This window comes from Streptosporangium sp. G12, from assembly GCF_052983175.1.
On sequence record NZ_JBRIQO010000023.1, the window covers coordinates 78,401 to 92,752 of the forward strand.

Genomic DNA, 14,352 nt, shown 5'->3' on the forward strand with positions numbered 1-14,352 from the left:
ATCTACCTTTGTAGGCATTTCAAGTTGCAGGCCGCTTTCGTAGTGCTTGACGGACGGCTGTCGGCAGGAGCGGAAGTGACCTCTCGGCTGATTCGCGGGGGCGGAGTGACGCGCGAGCCGTCCGGGCCGCCGCGCCGTACGGGCCGGGCCAGGTCGGGGGTGCGTGTCGCCTGCCGGGCGGGCGCTTGAATCACAAGGGTGAGATACCAAAGATCAACCGTTTCCGGTCACGTATTGACCAAGGCATATGCGACAAAAATAAGCGAAAGTCGGATTTTAGAGAGAATGTCCATTTTTGTTTATTGGTTAGATCTTGACTTTCGGTATGAACGTCGACAGCCTGTAAGGCTCTGCTTTTTCGGCTGATCAATATGAATTGGCGAGGTAGCCTTGGCCCAGGCAACACCCTCCGATGTGCCTCTCTCACGTCCCAGCGCCGCCCCACCCCGGGCCCTGCCCGTCATCGTGCTCGCCGACGTCAGCGGCAGCATGACGCAGCTGCGCAAGCTCGAGACGCTCAACGAGTCCATCGCCACGATGATCCGGAGCTTCGCCGCCGAGCGGCCCGTCCGGGGCGAGATCCAGGTCGGCGTCGTGGCCTTCGGCGGGCAGGGCGCAGTGCTGCACCAACCGCCTGTTCCCGCCGCCGACCTGGAGTGGAGCGATCTCCGAGCCGGCGGCCGCACCCCCTTCGGCGCCGCGCTCGACCTGCTCACGGAGCTGCTCGCCGATGAGAAGGTGATCCCGCGGAACGCGTTCATGCCGACGCTGATCCTCGTGTCCGACGGAAAACCGACCGACAAGTGGGAGGAGCCGCTTCGACGGTTGCTCGCCTCGCCGCGCGGAGCCAAGGCGATCAGGCTGGCCGTCGGCATCGGCCAGGACATGGACGACGACGACTTCCAGGTGTTGCGCGCGTTCATCGCCGACCCGTCGATCGAGCCGCAACGCGCCGACCAGGTGCATCTTCTGAGCCGCTACTTCTCCTGGCTCACCATGAGCGTCAGCAGGCAGGCACGCGTGGGCCGGCAGTCCTCCGCGGAGATCGATTTCGACGAACTCGACGAGTTCCTGGCATGAACGACGCCGGGCGTCCGGTCGTCCGCGACGAGCAGGGACGGCCGCTTGCGCTGCTGCGCCGGATCGGGGTGGGAGGCCAGGCCGAGGTGTGGGCCTCGGAGGGCAGGGTGGCGGTCAAAATGATGCACGCCCGGACGCCCCGGGTCGCGCAGCGGCTGCGGAGCCGGATCGGTGTGATCAGACGGCTCGATCTCGGCGGCGTGCCGATCGCCCGCCCGCTGGCCATGCTGGCCGCGCCGCACGTCGGGTACTCGATGGAACTCCTCGACGACATGGTCGCGGTCCAGACGCTGGTGTCGGCGCCCGACGACCGTGACCTGCTCGGCTGGTACGCGGAAACGGGGGGACTGCGGCGTCGGCTCCGGCTGCTCAGCCGCGCCGCGGACGCCTTCGCCGCGCTGCACGCCAAGGGCGTCGTCTACGCCGACCCGTCCCCGGCCAACGTGATGGTCTCCGACACCCCGCGGCACGAGGAGGTCCGCCTGGTCGACGTCGACTTCGTGCGGTCGGAGTCCGTCGTGCCGGACACCGTCGCGACCCCGGGGTACGCGGCGCCCGAGGTGCTGGACGGGCGGTCCGGGGTGAGCGGTGCCACCGACGCCTACGCCTTCGCCGTGATCGCCTTCGAGGTCCTCACCCTGACGCACCCGTTCCTCGGCGACGCCGTCCAGGAAGGCGGCCCGGAACTTCTCGAACACGCCTTCAGCGGGAAACTGCCGTGGATCGACCACCCGGACGACCGGTCGAACCGTACCCGGTACGGCCTGCCGCGCGAGCGGTTGCTGACACCGAAGCTGGGAGAGCTCGCCCGCCGGGCGTTCCAGGACGGGCTGAGCGACGTCAGGGCGCGCCCCACGGTCGCCGAGTGGCGTACGGCGCTGCGCTCGGCCGCCGATCTGACCCTGGCCTGCGCCGGTTGCCCGCAGTCGGTCGACATGCGGGCGCCGGCCTGTCCCTGGTGCGGCCTCCAGGCCCCCGATCCCCTCGTCGCCGTGGTGGAGTTCGTCCGCTCGGGGATGCCGAAGCCCGCGCCCGCCGGTGAGACGCTGGCGGTACCGCCGGGGTCATGGCTCCCGATCACCGGGCGCACCTCGCGCATGGACGCGGTGGAGTACGACACCGCGCCGGTGGCATGGCTGCACTGGCAGCCGGGACACCGGCTGACGATCAGGAACCCGGGGCCGGTGCCTCTCTGGCTGACATCGGCGATCGACCAGGACGAAGGCCTGGTCATCGAACCCTCGGACGAGCTGGCCGTACCGGCGGATCAGGCCGCGCCGCGCTGGATCATCCGGTTCGGCCCGCCGGGAAGTCCGCACCGGATGCTGCGGTTCGCCCGCGTACGGCGATCGGCGGCCCGGTCGTGAAGCGGCCGCAGACGGCTCCGCTGCCGGGCGCCGAGGCCCTCGTCTGGCTCAAGTGGCAGAGCGCCGACCGCCCGAGGTGCGAGGACGAGATAAGGCTGTGGTGGTCGCCGAACCACCAGGCGTTCGCTCGGACACGCGCCGCCGAGGCCCCGGTGGCGCCCGTACAGCGTGAGGACGCGGAGAAGCTGGAGTCGGTCAGACGCGGTGGAGCGCACTACGTCGCGATCGTTGTGGAGTCACGCGAACTGACCGGGCAAAGGCCTCGGGCGGCACAGCTCGGAGTGACGTTCCACCGGTACGACGCGGGCGGGACGCTGCCGGCGCAGGAGATCGCCGTCGACCATGACATCGCGCGGACGGTGGCCACGTGGGAGGGCAGCCAGGCCTACGCGACGCGGACCGATCGGACGATCGGCTGGCTGAGAGAGCGCTTCCTGCTGCCCGCGGTACCGCGCGCGTCGGCGGACACGCCCGGACGTGTGATCATCTCGACGGTGGTCGGGGAGCACGGCGCGCCGACCGGCTACCGCCTCCACGGCAGGGGCTTCGTCGCCGACGTCCGAACCAGGGACGGCCGCCTCCACATGCACCGGATCAGGCGTACCGCCAACGCCGACCTGGGCCGCCGGCTGCGGCTCGTCACCACGAACGTCGACTTCAAGGACGTCTCCCATGTCGCCGAGATGCGTGCCGACATGGAGCGATGGATCGAACGGCTCACCGAGGGCAAGGGTCTCCTGGCGCTGTGGAACCAGTACAACCGGCTGGAGGCGCGCCATCTGCTGCGGCGGGTGGAGGAGACGGGGTACATCACCTACCGGAGCTGGAGCCGGCTCGCGGGTGAGGTCCACCGGTTCCAGGTCGTCGCCACCGACGATCCCGCGGGTCACCGGCGCTCCCTGCTGGAGCAGGCACAGCAGGCGCTCAAGGGCGGCGAGACCCTGGAACTGGAGGCGTCCAGGCGATTGCCACCCGTCCTGGCCAACCCCGGCACCGACGTGGCCGACGACGAGGAGGCCACGGAGGCCGACGACTGGGAGGTGGTCCGGCAGCGGCTTGAGAAGCATCTGTTCAGCGGCACCGTCGTCGCGGTGGACGTCGCCGACGGCACGATCGACATCAAGCGGACCGAGTTGCAGCGCCGAGGCCCGGCGGGAGTCGGAGGCGACGAGGCCGTCCAGCCGGGGCAGGAGGGATTCCTGTTCCGCTCGTTCCGCGGTGACCGCAGGCAACTGGTCCGGCGCAGGACGGCGTACGAACGGATCCTGCGTGGAGGTACGAACATCCCCAACCTGCTCGCACTCCTCGAGGGCGAGCAGGTCGTGGCGAATCCTCCGGAGCGGATCGAGCCGCACTCCGAGGCGACCTGGGCCATCTTCGGGGGCGACCCGACCGAGCGCCAGCAGCAGGCGATCGACGTGGCGCTCAACACCCCGGACATCGCGATCATCCAGGGGCCGCCGGGCACCGGGAAGACGGAGGTCATATCGGCGATCCAGACCCGGCTGGCCGAGTCCGGCAGGTCGTACGCCCACGTGCGCGGCAGCATCCTGCTGGCCAGCTTCCAGCACGCCGCCGTCGAGGAGATGGCCGAGCGGTCCATGGTCTTCGGGATCCCGGCCAACAAGATCGACCGAGCCGACCGGGGTGCGGCCGTGCTCCGCGACCGGCTGCGGGACACGGCGGCCGCGCACCTCCCCGAGCGGCTGGGCGAGCCGGGCGAGGCGGTGCTGACGCTGCGCCGGCTCAGCGGCCTCGTCGCCGGCTACTGGCTCACGCCACCGGCTCCCGACGGCACCGTGGAACTGCTGACGGAGGTGCACGAGCGGGCCCGCGCGCACATCTCCGTCGCGCTGGCCGAGCGCCTGCGGGCGGCCCGCGACGAGCTGCGGATCACCCTGGCGACCGCGCCGCCGGGCGGGTGGAGCGGGCCGGTGGACGAGGCCCACGAGCTCGCGCTGATGGCCGCACGCGCCTTGCGCACGACGCCGGAGGCCTTCGCCGACGACGGCCCGCAGGCGGCGGCCAAGGCGCTGCGCCGGCTACGCGCGATCACGACCGCGGGCGGTGACGCGAACGGCGGTCTCGCCGCGGCGGATCTCGCGCTTCTCGAACGGGTCGCGGACAGCGATCCCGACCACCCGCCGGTGCCGCGGGAGGAGCTGGCCGCGCTGCGCGACCGCCTGATCGACCGCCTGCTGCCGCAGGCCGGGCCCGAACCGGTGCGCGCCGCCGATCCGGCGGTCAACGACCTGCTCAACCAGGCCGTGGCGGAGATGGAGGAGTCTCTGCGGCGCACCCCCGACATGGGGGTGACGCTGGCCCTGGCCGACTACTACGAGGCCCTGCAGGGTGACCCGCCGGCCGTCGAGTGGACGCTGCGGGCCTACACCGCCTCGTACGCCACGACCTGCCAGCAGGCGGCCTCCCGGAAGGTGGTCGAGGCCAAGCAGGTGGACACCGACGAGGACGTCGTCTTCGACACCGTCATCATCGACGAGGCGGCCCGCGCCAACCCGCTCGACCTGATGATCCCCATGGCGCTGGCGGCCCGCCGCATCGTCCTGGTCGGGGACCATCTCCAGCTCCCGCCCCTGCTGGAGCCCGACGTCGAACGGGCGCTCGTACGGCAGGACGGGTCGACCCAGGAGGTGTTGCGGCAGAGCCTCTTCGAGCGGCTGTTTCGCGCGCACGACAACAAGGGCTCACCGGTCCGGCGGGTCGTCACCCTCAACGCGCAGTTCCGGATGCACAGCGTCCTGGGTGATTTCGTCAGCCGCAACTTCTACAGGAACACCCTGGGGTCTCCGCGCGGCACCGAGGGTTTCGCGCACGGCCTGCCGGAGTACGGCGAGGCGGTCGCCGTATGGGCGGACGTCCCCGCCGACAGGGGCGGCGAGTTCCGGGTCCGCAGCATCCACCGCCCCGCCGAGAAGGACTGGCTGGTGAAGCGGATTCCCGCGCTGCTCGAGGCCGCTCCGGACCTCAGGATCGGAGTCATGTCGTTCTACACCCGTCAGGTGCAGGAGATCGGCGACGCCCTGCAGCACCTCGGCGTGGCCGTCCGCAACGACAAGGGCCACTACGAGGCGGCCGATCGGTACCGCCACGACAGCCGGGGCAAGCCGCTGAACCGGCTGCACATCGGCAGTGTCGACTCCTTCCAGGGCAAGCAGTTCGACATCGTCCTGCTCTCCGCCACCAGATCGGCGCCGCCCGGCGACGACACCCCGCCCGCGGATCCGGCGACGCACCGGCGCTGGGTGGGCCGCCGCTACGGCCACCTCACGTTGACCAACCGGCTCTGCGTGGCGATGAGCCGGCAGCGCCGGCTGCTGGTGGTGGTCGGTGACGCGGCCATGTTCGAGAAACCGCGCGCACCGGACGGGGTGGCGCCGCTCACCGACTTCCTGCTGCTGTGCCGTGAGGGAGGAGACCATGGCCGGTTCGTTTCGTAACCCCAGGTTCCTGTCGTTCATCGGCGACGGCCCGCTGATCCGCCAGGACAAGGACAGGCGGATCCATGTCGCCGTTCCCGCCTGGGCCTACCGGGTCACCGCCCCTCTCGTCCCGCGCCGCGGTCTCGACCTCTTCCAGCGGGTCGTCCTCGGACTGTGCGAGACCGGCGTGCGCACCCCCCAGGGGGTGAGCGAGCTGACAGGGCTGCACACGCGGCTGTGCGCGTACATCATCGACACCGCCAAGCGGGACGGCCTGCTGGACCGCGGCGGCGAGCCCACCGAGCGGGGACGGGCGGCGCTACGCACCGGCGCCGTCGACGAGGACACCGAGTGGGCGGTGCGCTACGTCTTCCACGACCCGGCGACCGGAGACCTGTGGCCGCGCACCGCCGAGCGGCTGCCGGACGTGTACGTCGTCCACCGGGAGACCGACGAAGTGATCATGGATCTCGGGACGGCCGGGCGGCCCGCCAAGGTGCCGGCACTGCGGATGAGGGCCGACGGCGAACGTCCCGGGCCGCCGCACCCGGAACAGATCATGGAAGTCGTGCGCCGCGACCGGCTGGCCCGGATCAACGCCCGCTCCCAGGAGTTCGCGCGTGAACACCGCCTGGCCGCGCTCCAGGACATGGAGGAGGAGCAGACGGTCTACGGCGGCCGCGTCGCCACCGGAGAGCCGCTCGCCGAACTCACCCGTGTCGCCCTCATCGGAGAACCGGAGCCGGTCGAGATCCTCGGCGTCATCGAGGCCGCCGGCCCCGACCTGCCCGGCGAGGTCTGGGTCGCACACGACCCGTTCGGCGTCACCGCCAACGCGATGTTCGGCCGGCTCGTCGAGCACTGGGCCGCCGGCCGCCCGGAACTGGCGGAACGGCTGGACCGGCTGTTCAAGGCGCAGGGAGAGGCGGCCGGCGCGAACCTGAAGAGTGCCACCAAGCGGGCCCGCGCGCAGGCCAGGGCGGAGCTGGCCATGGAGTTCGGCGCGAGGGTCCGCGAGGACGCCGGTGTGCTGGAGAAACTCGTCGACCTGCGGACCGCGTCCTACGACGGCGAGACCGATCAGGCGCTGCGCATGGCGGTGTGGGCGGCGTTCTCGCTCTTCGAGGAACTGTTCCACCGGTTGACGATCGCGTATCCGATGCCGGCGCACCACGCCGAGCCGCTTCGGAGGCGGGCGGCGGAGCGGCGGCGTCGCCGGCGTGACGGCCCCGATCCGCTGTGGACCGCTCAGGTGGCGAGGGAGACGATCAGGAAGGCCGCCGAACGGATGGGGGCCTTCGAGGTCCCCTACTCCGTGCTGAACACCGGGGCGGACGCCCTTGGAGAGCTGGCCGGTGAACCGAGGCCACCGGACGGAACGAAGATCGGCGTGCTCATCGCGGCCACCCTGATCAGCGCGGAGGCGCGCGACGACCACCCGATGCGCCGCATGCTCGCACGCCGGGGCGACCTGCTCTTCGGTTACGACCAGCTGCGCCAGATGCGCAACGGCCAGCTGCACCGGCTCGGGAGGCAGTCGGTCGCCGAAGACCTGAAGTGGTGCAAGGAACTCGGGGAGCAGGCGGCCTCGGAGCTGTTGGGGCTCCCTCCCGTCTCGTGACCGGCGCGCCGGGCCGGCGGCACCCAGGACGCACGTACCGGCAGCACTCGCGGGCCGCACAGCACCCGTACGGCTCGAAAGACTTCACGAAGGGGCATTGAATGGGCAAGGGCAGAGGGCCGAAGGCACAGGCGCAGCGCGCGGGGACGGCGGCCGGCGGCCGGGCGAACACCACCCGCAGGCCCGCCGGGCCGGTCAACCGGAGGGAACTGGCCGAGGCCCTGCCCGAGGCGACTGCCGAAGCGGCTGAAGCGGTGGGCGGTGCCGAGAACCTGCCGGAGCCGGCCGAACCGCCCGCCGACGCCGACTACCTCGCCGTCGACAGGCTGTGGCGGCAGATCGACCAGGTCAAGAGGGCGTACGAGGCCGCCACCGGCCGGGCCGAGAACGCGCGACACGCGCTCGAGGAGGCCGAGCGGGACCTTGAGGACGCGCGGGACGGGATCCGGGCGGCCGAGAAGGCGATCGGTGAACGCGGTCGCGAACTCGACGAACGGGAACGCGACATCGCCGGCCGCGAGGAGGCGGGGGCCGCCAGGACCGCCAGGATGACCGAGGAGCTGCGCCGGCGGCTGGCCGAGTGCGGTGAGCGCGAGGAACACCTGGCCGAGCTCGAACTGCGGGCGGCGCGGCAGGACGAGGAGGCTCGGAGCAAGGCCGGGGCCGCCGTCCGCGCCGCGCTGGCCGACGCCCGCGCCGAACTCGCCAGAGAAGGCGCGCGACTCGACGAGAAGCGCGGCGAGCTGCGCGCCGAGGAACGGCGCCTGAAGATCGAGCGAGAGGACCTCGAGGACTCCAGGCAGCTCGTCGAGCAGCGGATCGAACGGTCCGCCGAGCAGCTCGCCGAGCAGGACCGGCTGAGGCTCCAGGCGCTGCAGCGACGACACGACGACATGGTCGCGGACTACAAGCTGCTGGAGCAGCGGCTGGCCGGCCATGAACGGTTGCGCCTGGCGCTCGGTGGCCGCGAGCCCGAACACGTCGTCGCGGACCTTCAGCGGCTGCAGGAGGAGAACACCACCCTCCGCGGCCACCGGCCGCCCGCCGAGGTCAAGGCCGAGCTGAACCGGCTGCGCGAGGCCGAGCAACGCTGGCAGGAGGACCACGCCTTCTTCATGCAGGAGAACTCCCGCCTGCAGCGGCAGCTCTCCGCGTACCAGATCACCGCGATGGAGCTGGAGCGGCAGGAACTGGTCAAGCAGGCGCTGGCCGCCGACGTCGAGGCCTACAAGGACGAGGTCGTACGGCTGAAGGAGAACGCCGAAGGGCTCAGGCGGAGCAAGGAGAGCGAGTCCCCCTTTCCCGCGTGCGCCGAGATGGACGCGCGCCATGCCGGGGAACGCGACGACCTGGTGGAGGAGCTGCCGCCGATCGACGAGTTCGTCCACCGGCTGCGGCACGTCATCGCCCAGCAGGAGAGGTTGTTCTACGCGGAGTCCGACCTGCGGATCTTCCTCGCCGGGCTCGCCGCCACCCGCCTGCACCTGCTGCAGGGCGCCAGCGGCATCGGCAAGACGCAACTTCCGCTGGCGTTCGCCAAGGCCCTGCAGACGCACGCCGAGACCGTGCCGGTCGGTGCCGACTGGCGCACACCACAGGACCTGACCGGCTACTACAACGCCTTCGAACGGCGGTTCTACGAGTCGAAGTTCACCAAGGCGCTCTACCGGGCCAACTGCCCGGAGCACCGGTCCCAGCCGTTCCTCATCGTCCTCGACGAGATGAACCTGTCCCACCCCGAGCAGTACTTCAGTGATGTGCTGCACGTGCTCGAGCTCAGGCCGCGGACGGCCGGCGGGCAGATCGGGCTCGACCTGATGACGGCGAGGGTCGAGCCAGCGCCGCGCGGGTTGGTCGACGGGATCAGGCTGCCCCTGCCGCGGAACGTCTGGTTCGTCGGCACGGCCAACCAGGACGAGACCACGGTGGGCTTCGCGGAGAAGACGCTCGACCGGTCCAACGTCATCGAGCTGCCCGCGCAACCGGAACACTTCGAGTACGAGCGGACCGAGCCGTTCCCGCCGTTCTCGTTCAGAGCGCTGAACCGGGCCTTCGCCGCGGCACGGAAACGGCACGAGCGGTCCGCCCATCTGGTGCGCGCCTTCCTGGGCGGCGACCTGGGTGATCGGCTGCGGCGGGACTTCCGGATCTCCACCGGGCCGCGGAGCGTCAAGCAGCTCTCGTGGTTCGTCCCCGTGGTCGTCGACGCCGGGGGGACCGTCCGGGAGGCCGCGGACCACGCGCTGGCGATGAAGGTGCTGCGGAAGGTCCGCGGCCGTTACGAGTTCCGCAGCGACACCATCAGGGCGCTCCGCGACGACCTTCCGAAGTTCTGGGCCGAACTGCCCGCCGCGGAGGGCGACTCCGACCGCCCGATCCGGGCCGTCGAACTGCTCAACGACGAGCTGCACCACCGAGGGGAGGCGTGACGCCATGCGAGTCAGGCTCTGGGACCGGCTCCTCGACCGCGAGGCCGATCCGCCGCCCTCGGGACCGGTGCCGATCGGGCGGTACGTCTTCGTCGACGCCGAGCAGGGCGCGCCGGGCGGCAGGAGCGCCTCGGGCAGGCGCAGGCCTTCCGGCGGGCGAGGCGTTTTCGGCCCGCGCGGTCCCTCCGGCGGACGCGACCTGTCCCTGGCGGGCCGTCGCGTCCGGTCCGGCGACCATCTCGTCGCGATCGGCGACTGGACGCTGTGGGACGAGGACCGGCGGCAGGCCACGCACGGTGCCTGCGACCCGTGCGCGCTGCCCGACGAGGTGACCGAACGCGCCGTCCTCGGCGTGGCGGCCGGGCTCGAGCGGCTCGGCGTCGAACCGGCCGGTCGGTGGCTGCGGGAAAGCCCGTTGCTCGGCGACACCGAGATCGGGCCGCGGCTGCGGCGGCGCAGGATGGACGACGAGATCGCCGAGCATCTCGACGCGCTGCGCGCGGTGTGCCATGACCCGGCCGACCGGCTGCGGGTCGTGAACCGGCTGGTGCCGGTGGGCCTGGCGCGGCGGATCACGCCCGCGACGATCACCCGGCTGGCCGGGCACAGCGAGGACTGGAACCGGCTGCGGCCGGACGGCGTCGAGCCGAAAGTGGTCCTCGCGTCCTCGCGTGAGCAGAACCTGGATTTCTACGAGAACCGCGTCGCCGCCCGGCTGGTCGACCACCTCTGGGGTGACGTCGTGGCCCGGCTGAACGCCGTGGCGCGTATCGACGAGATGTTCAGCGACCTTGACCGTTACGTCGCGGACGCCGTCGATCGGCCATGGCGGCAGCAGGGCAAGCTGTTCGACCTGATCGAGGGGGTCGTGGCGAACGAGACGTGGAAGGACCTGGCCGCGGTGAGACGCAAGGAGCTCGGCGCGGTCAGGGACGCCCTCGTCGCGCTGAGAGGCGGCGGCGTCCTGCCGGGAGTCAACCGGCAGGCCGAGATCGGGACCGCGCTTCGGGCCACGAACCTCTTCGTCAACGAGGGGCGCTACCGCCGGGTGCGCGACCTGTGGCAGGCGTGGGTGAACGACCGTACCGGGAGAGATCGTGAGGACGCCCCCTCGGCCCGGATCCAGGACTGGTGCCGGGGGTTCACCGTCTACACCGGTCTGCTGCTCCTCCACGCGCTCGACCACCTCGGCCTGCTCGGCACGTCGGGCGGGTCAGGTGAACCCGCGGGGGCGGGGGGAGCGTCACCGTTCACCCGCGGCGGACCGCCGATCCGGCTGGGCGCCGGGGACGTCGCGGCCACGGGCGCGGCTGTGACCCTCGCGTGGCTGCCAACAGAGGTTTTCGAGGTCGCCGTCGGCGGGCGAGCGGTGCTCCGCGTCCTGGCTCTTCCGCACGCCCTCACCGGTCACGGCCGGACGTCGGCCACCCGGGACGAGACGGAGCGGCTGATCACCGAGAAACCCGTGATCCCCACCCTGATCGTCTATCCGGGTACGTTCGAGGAGCGGCAGGCGCTGCCGGAACGGCTGCGCCTCGAGGTCTTCTCCGGCTGCGACTCGCCTGTGCCCTGGAGGCGCGGCGGCGTGGGGCTGCTGCCGATCTCGCCGATGGAGATCGACAGTGTGGTCCGGCTCGCCCGGAGCCTGTACAGCGTTCTCGCCCGGGAGCGGCACCGCGACCATCCGCTCTCCATACGGTGCCGCCAGGCGTACGCGCGGGAGGTCGGTGACGGCGCGGACTGGCTTCGGGCCGAGCAGACCGGACTCCTGGTCACCCGGCCCCCCGCGCCCGGCGAGCTGGCCGCAGCCCGCGCGAGGCTGCAGTCGCTGAGGGCCCGGGTCGCCGGTCGTCCGGACGGCGCCGGAGAGGCGGAACTCCTGGATCGGGTGGCGGACGAGCTGGCCGCGAACGCCGAGACCCTCGCCGAGTACACGAGATGCCCGGTCTGCCTGCAGCGGAGGCCGGATCCCTGGCGGGCGTACCGGTCCAGGCCGGACGGCACCTACTCGTGCGAGTGCCCGCAGGGCCACGCCCGCTGGGAACTGCGGCGGTGCGCGTCGTGCACCCGGACCTATCCCGTCATCAACGCCGCGCCTGTGCCGGAGGGCGTCGAATTCGACGGTGACGGCGTCGACCGGCTGCTCGGCAGCCACGTCGTCTCGATGCCCTGCCGGCTGCGCCCCTCCGTCTTCCTCTGCCCGTCGTGCGGTACCTGTGGAGTGGCCTTCGACGGGAAAGGGAGCGGGTGCCGAAGGTGCTGTCCCGAAGGGCGGGACGTCGCGACCGGCCGGGCGGCGGAGTCCTGATCACGTGTACGGAGAATGTCCACGGCCGCCCGGTGCTTCGAAATCGGGAAATGATTTACAGCTGTAGTTTCATATAGATGCACCAAACGTTTTCATTTCCGGTTAAAAAGGCCATTCCTGCTGGTTGAAGGCGGGCCGGTGTCAATGAGACTCGTATGTATGTCGTATAACGAGTGCGGCTTCGTCGATCGGTAAGGTCGGAAGGAGTGGTGCATCGCTGGAAATGCGCCTCGACGGGGCAGTTTCACAAGAAAAGGAAAACATCATGATGGAGGCCGTTCGACCTCGTGTGGTGCCGCGAAACACCGTCCGTTCCCGGCTGGCGGCGCTCCTCACGGCCGTGGCCGCGCTGGGAGCCGTGACCGTGACCCCGGCGGCCGCGAGCGTGGCGACCGGGAGCGCGGCGGCCGTGGCCCCGGTGGTCGCGGGTGCGGTGGCCCCTGCCCCGGCGACCGCGAGCGCGGCGACGCCGGTGCCGCTCGGCACGGCCGCGAACTTCGTGGTCCTGGGCCGGGACGTCGTCAAGAACACCGGTCCCACCCTCGTCACCGGGGGCCTCGGGGCGTGGCCGGGCGCGACGCCGAGCGGCTTCCCGTCCGGCACCGTCCTGCAGACCGGCGCCACCGCCCAGCAGGCCCAGACGGATCTGACCGCCGCCTACGACGACGCCGCGGGCCGGCCCGCCGGCGCCACCGTCCCGGCGGAGCTCGGCGGGACCACCGTGACGCCCGGCGTCTACGACTCCGCCACCGGGGCCTTCCGGCTCACCGGCACCCTGACCCTCGACGCGCAGGGCGACCCGGACGCCGTCTTCGTCTTCAAGGCCGCCTCCACCCTCGTCACCGCGCCCGCCAGCACGGTGACCCTCGTCAACGGCGCCCGGGCGGCCAACGTCTTCTGGCAGGTCGGCACCTCGGCCACGCTGGGAACCGGTTCCGCCTTCTCCGGGAACGTCCTCGCGCTGAGCGCGATCACCGCGACCACCGGTGCGACCGTGGTCGGCCGCCTGCTGAGCCGTGGCGCGATCACCCTGGACACGAACACCGTCGTGCGGCCCTTCGCGCAGCTCTGCGGAACGGCGACGACCACGACCACGCTGACCTCCGCGTGTCCCTCGGGAGACGGCGGCCCGATCACCTTCACCGCGAGGGTGACCGCCTCGGACGCGACCGTTCCCACCGGGCAGGTCGGCTTCGCCACCGACGGGGTGAGGCTGGGCGCGGCCCAGCTCGACGCGGACGGCCTCGCCACCCTGACCGTCTCGGACCTGCCCGCGGGGGTGAGTCGCGTCGTCGCCACCTACGCGGGCACGGCCCAGCTCGACCCCAGCAACTCACCGGTGCTGATCCGGCGCGCGGACCTCGGATGTCCCTTTCTGGGACCCCTGCCGGTGGGAAGCGGTGAGCGAGACGGCGCCCGCCGCGACGACCACGCCGGTCCCGCGGCGGAAAGGTAGGGGCCGCACCCGGATCACGGCCGTCGCGACCGGCTGCGGCGCCCGCCGTTCCTAGCCCTCGCGGCGGGTGGGCGGCGGTGACGCGGGAACCGGCACGGGCGACCGCGGGAGTCTCCCGCGCGGGAGGGGGAGGAGGCCGGCGGCACCGGCGTCCTGGTCAGCCCGGCTGGGGGTCCCGCGGGCCACGGTAGGGCAGCGTCTGGCTGTAGACGAGGTTGGTGGTGGTGCTGCCCAGCAGGGCCAGCTCGTTGACGAGCTCTTCGAGGTGGCCCATGGAGGTCGCGGCCACCTTCAGCGTGTAGCAGTCGTCGCCGGTGGTCCGCAGGCACTCCAGGATCTCGGGACGCTCGTCGAGCAGCCGGTGCAGTGGCTGGTGCCGGCTGCCCGGATACTTCAGGCGCACGACGGCCAGCACGGGGAAACCGGCCTTCTCCAGGTCGACGTTCGCGTGGTAGCCGGTGATGACGCCCGTCGCCTCCAGCCGCCTGACCCGCTCGGTCGTGGCGGAGGCGCTGAGGTTCACCCGCCGCCCCAGCTCGGTGATCGGGATGCGACCGTCCCGCTGGACCTCGACCAGGATCGACCAGTCGGTCGCGTCGAGATTCTCGGCCATCCGGCAAAGATACCGGCATATCAACGGTATACGGCGCT

8 protein-coding genes are annotated in these 14,352 nt (G+C 71.5%); 7 read left to right on the forward strand and 1 reads right to left on the reverse strand.

What is annotated here, in order from left to right:
* Positions 1 to 414 precede the first annotated feature (414 nt).
* The 7 genes from ACVCAG_RS31930 to ACVCAG_RS31960 all read left to right on the forward strand — a co-directional run bounded on the left by ACVCAG_RS31930 (position 415) and on the right by ACVCAG_RS31960 (position 13,701).
* The gene (locus ACVCAG_RS31930; RefSeq protein ID WP_440087080.1) at positions 415 to 1,080 is read left to right on the forward strand and encodes a vWA domain-containing protein; all 666 of its coding nucleotides are present in this window, start codon (positions 415 to 417) and stop codon (positions 1,078 to 1,080) included.
* The gene (locus ACVCAG_RS31935) at positions 1,077 to 2,447 is read left to right on the forward strand and encodes a protein kinase domain-containing protein (protein WP_440087079.1); all 1,371 of its coding nucleotides are present in this window, start codon (positions 1,077 to 1,079) and stop codon (positions 2,445 to 2,447) included. Before ACVCAG_RS31930 ends, ACVCAG_RS31935 begins: the two co-directional genes overlap by 4 nt.
* Positions 2,444 to 5,905: an AAA domain-containing protein gene (locus ACVCAG_RS31940; RefSeq protein WP_440087078.1), complete on the forward strand. Its 3,462-nt coding sequence runs from the start codon at positions 2,444 to 2,446 to the stop codon at positions 5,903 to 5,905. Before ACVCAG_RS31935 ends, ACVCAG_RS31940 begins: the two co-directional genes overlap by 4 nt.
* On the forward strand, positions 5,886 to 7,508 hold the full coding sequence (locus tag ACVCAG_RS31945; protein ID WP_440087077.1) for a hypothetical protein: 1,623 nt from the start codon (positions 5,886 to 5,888) through the stop codon (positions 7,506 to 7,508). Before ACVCAG_RS31940 ends, ACVCAG_RS31945 begins: the two co-directional genes overlap by 20 nt.
* A gap of 101 nt (positions 7,509 to 7,609) precedes the next feature.
* Positions 7,610 to 9,937 (forward strand): AAA family ATPase, encoded by a 2,328-nt coding sequence (locus ACVCAG_RS31950; protein ID WP_440087076.1) that lies wholly within the window; start codon positions 7,610 to 7,612, stop codon positions 9,935 to 9,937.
* A 4-nt stretch (positions 9,938 to 9,941) separates the two neighbouring features.
* Entirely contained in the window at positions 9,942 to 12,245 is a 2,304-nt protein-coding gene (locus ACVCAG_RS31955; protein ID WP_440087075.1) for a hypothetical protein, read from the forward strand.
* A 292-nt stretch (positions 12,246 to 12,537) separates the two neighbouring features.
* On the forward strand, positions 12,538 to 13,701 hold the full coding sequence (locus ACVCAG_RS31960) for an ice-binding family protein (protein ID WP_447190990.1): 1,164 nt from the start codon (positions 12,538 to 12,540) through the stop codon (positions 13,699 to 13,701).
* A 157-nt stretch (positions 13,702 to 13,858) separates the two neighbouring features.
* Here the strand turns inward: ACVCAG_RS31960 and ACVCAG_RS31965 are convergent, their stop codons facing one another.
* A complete protein-coding gene (locus tag ACVCAG_RS31965) occupies positions 13,859 to 14,314 on the reverse strand; it encodes an AsnC family transcriptional regulator (protein WP_440087073.1) in 456 nt (151 codons plus the stop codon).
* Positions 14,315 to 14,352 lie beyond the last annotated feature (38 nt).

Coding starts and splice junctions, on each gene's coding strand:
- ACVCAG_RS31935 (WP_440087079.1), top strand. CDS start 1,077: ATGAACGACGCCGGGCGTCCGGTCGTCCGCGACGAGCAGGGACGGCCG.
- ACVCAG_RS31965 (WP_440087073.1), bottom strand. CDS start 14,314: ATGGCCGAGAATCTCGACGCGACCGACTGGTCGATCCTGGTCGAGGTC.
- ACVCAG_RS31945 (WP_440087077.1), top strand. CDS start 5,886: ATGGCCGGTTCGTTTCGTAACCCCAGGTTCCTGTCGTTCATCGGCGAC.
- ACVCAG_RS31950 (WP_440087076.1), top strand. CDS start 7,610: ATGGGCAAGGGCAGAGGGCCGAAGGCACAGGCGCAGCGCGCGGGGACG.
- ACVCAG_RS31955 (WP_440087075.1), top strand. CDS start 9,942: ATGCGAGTCAGGCTCTGGGACCGGCTCCTCGACCGCGAGGCCGATCCG.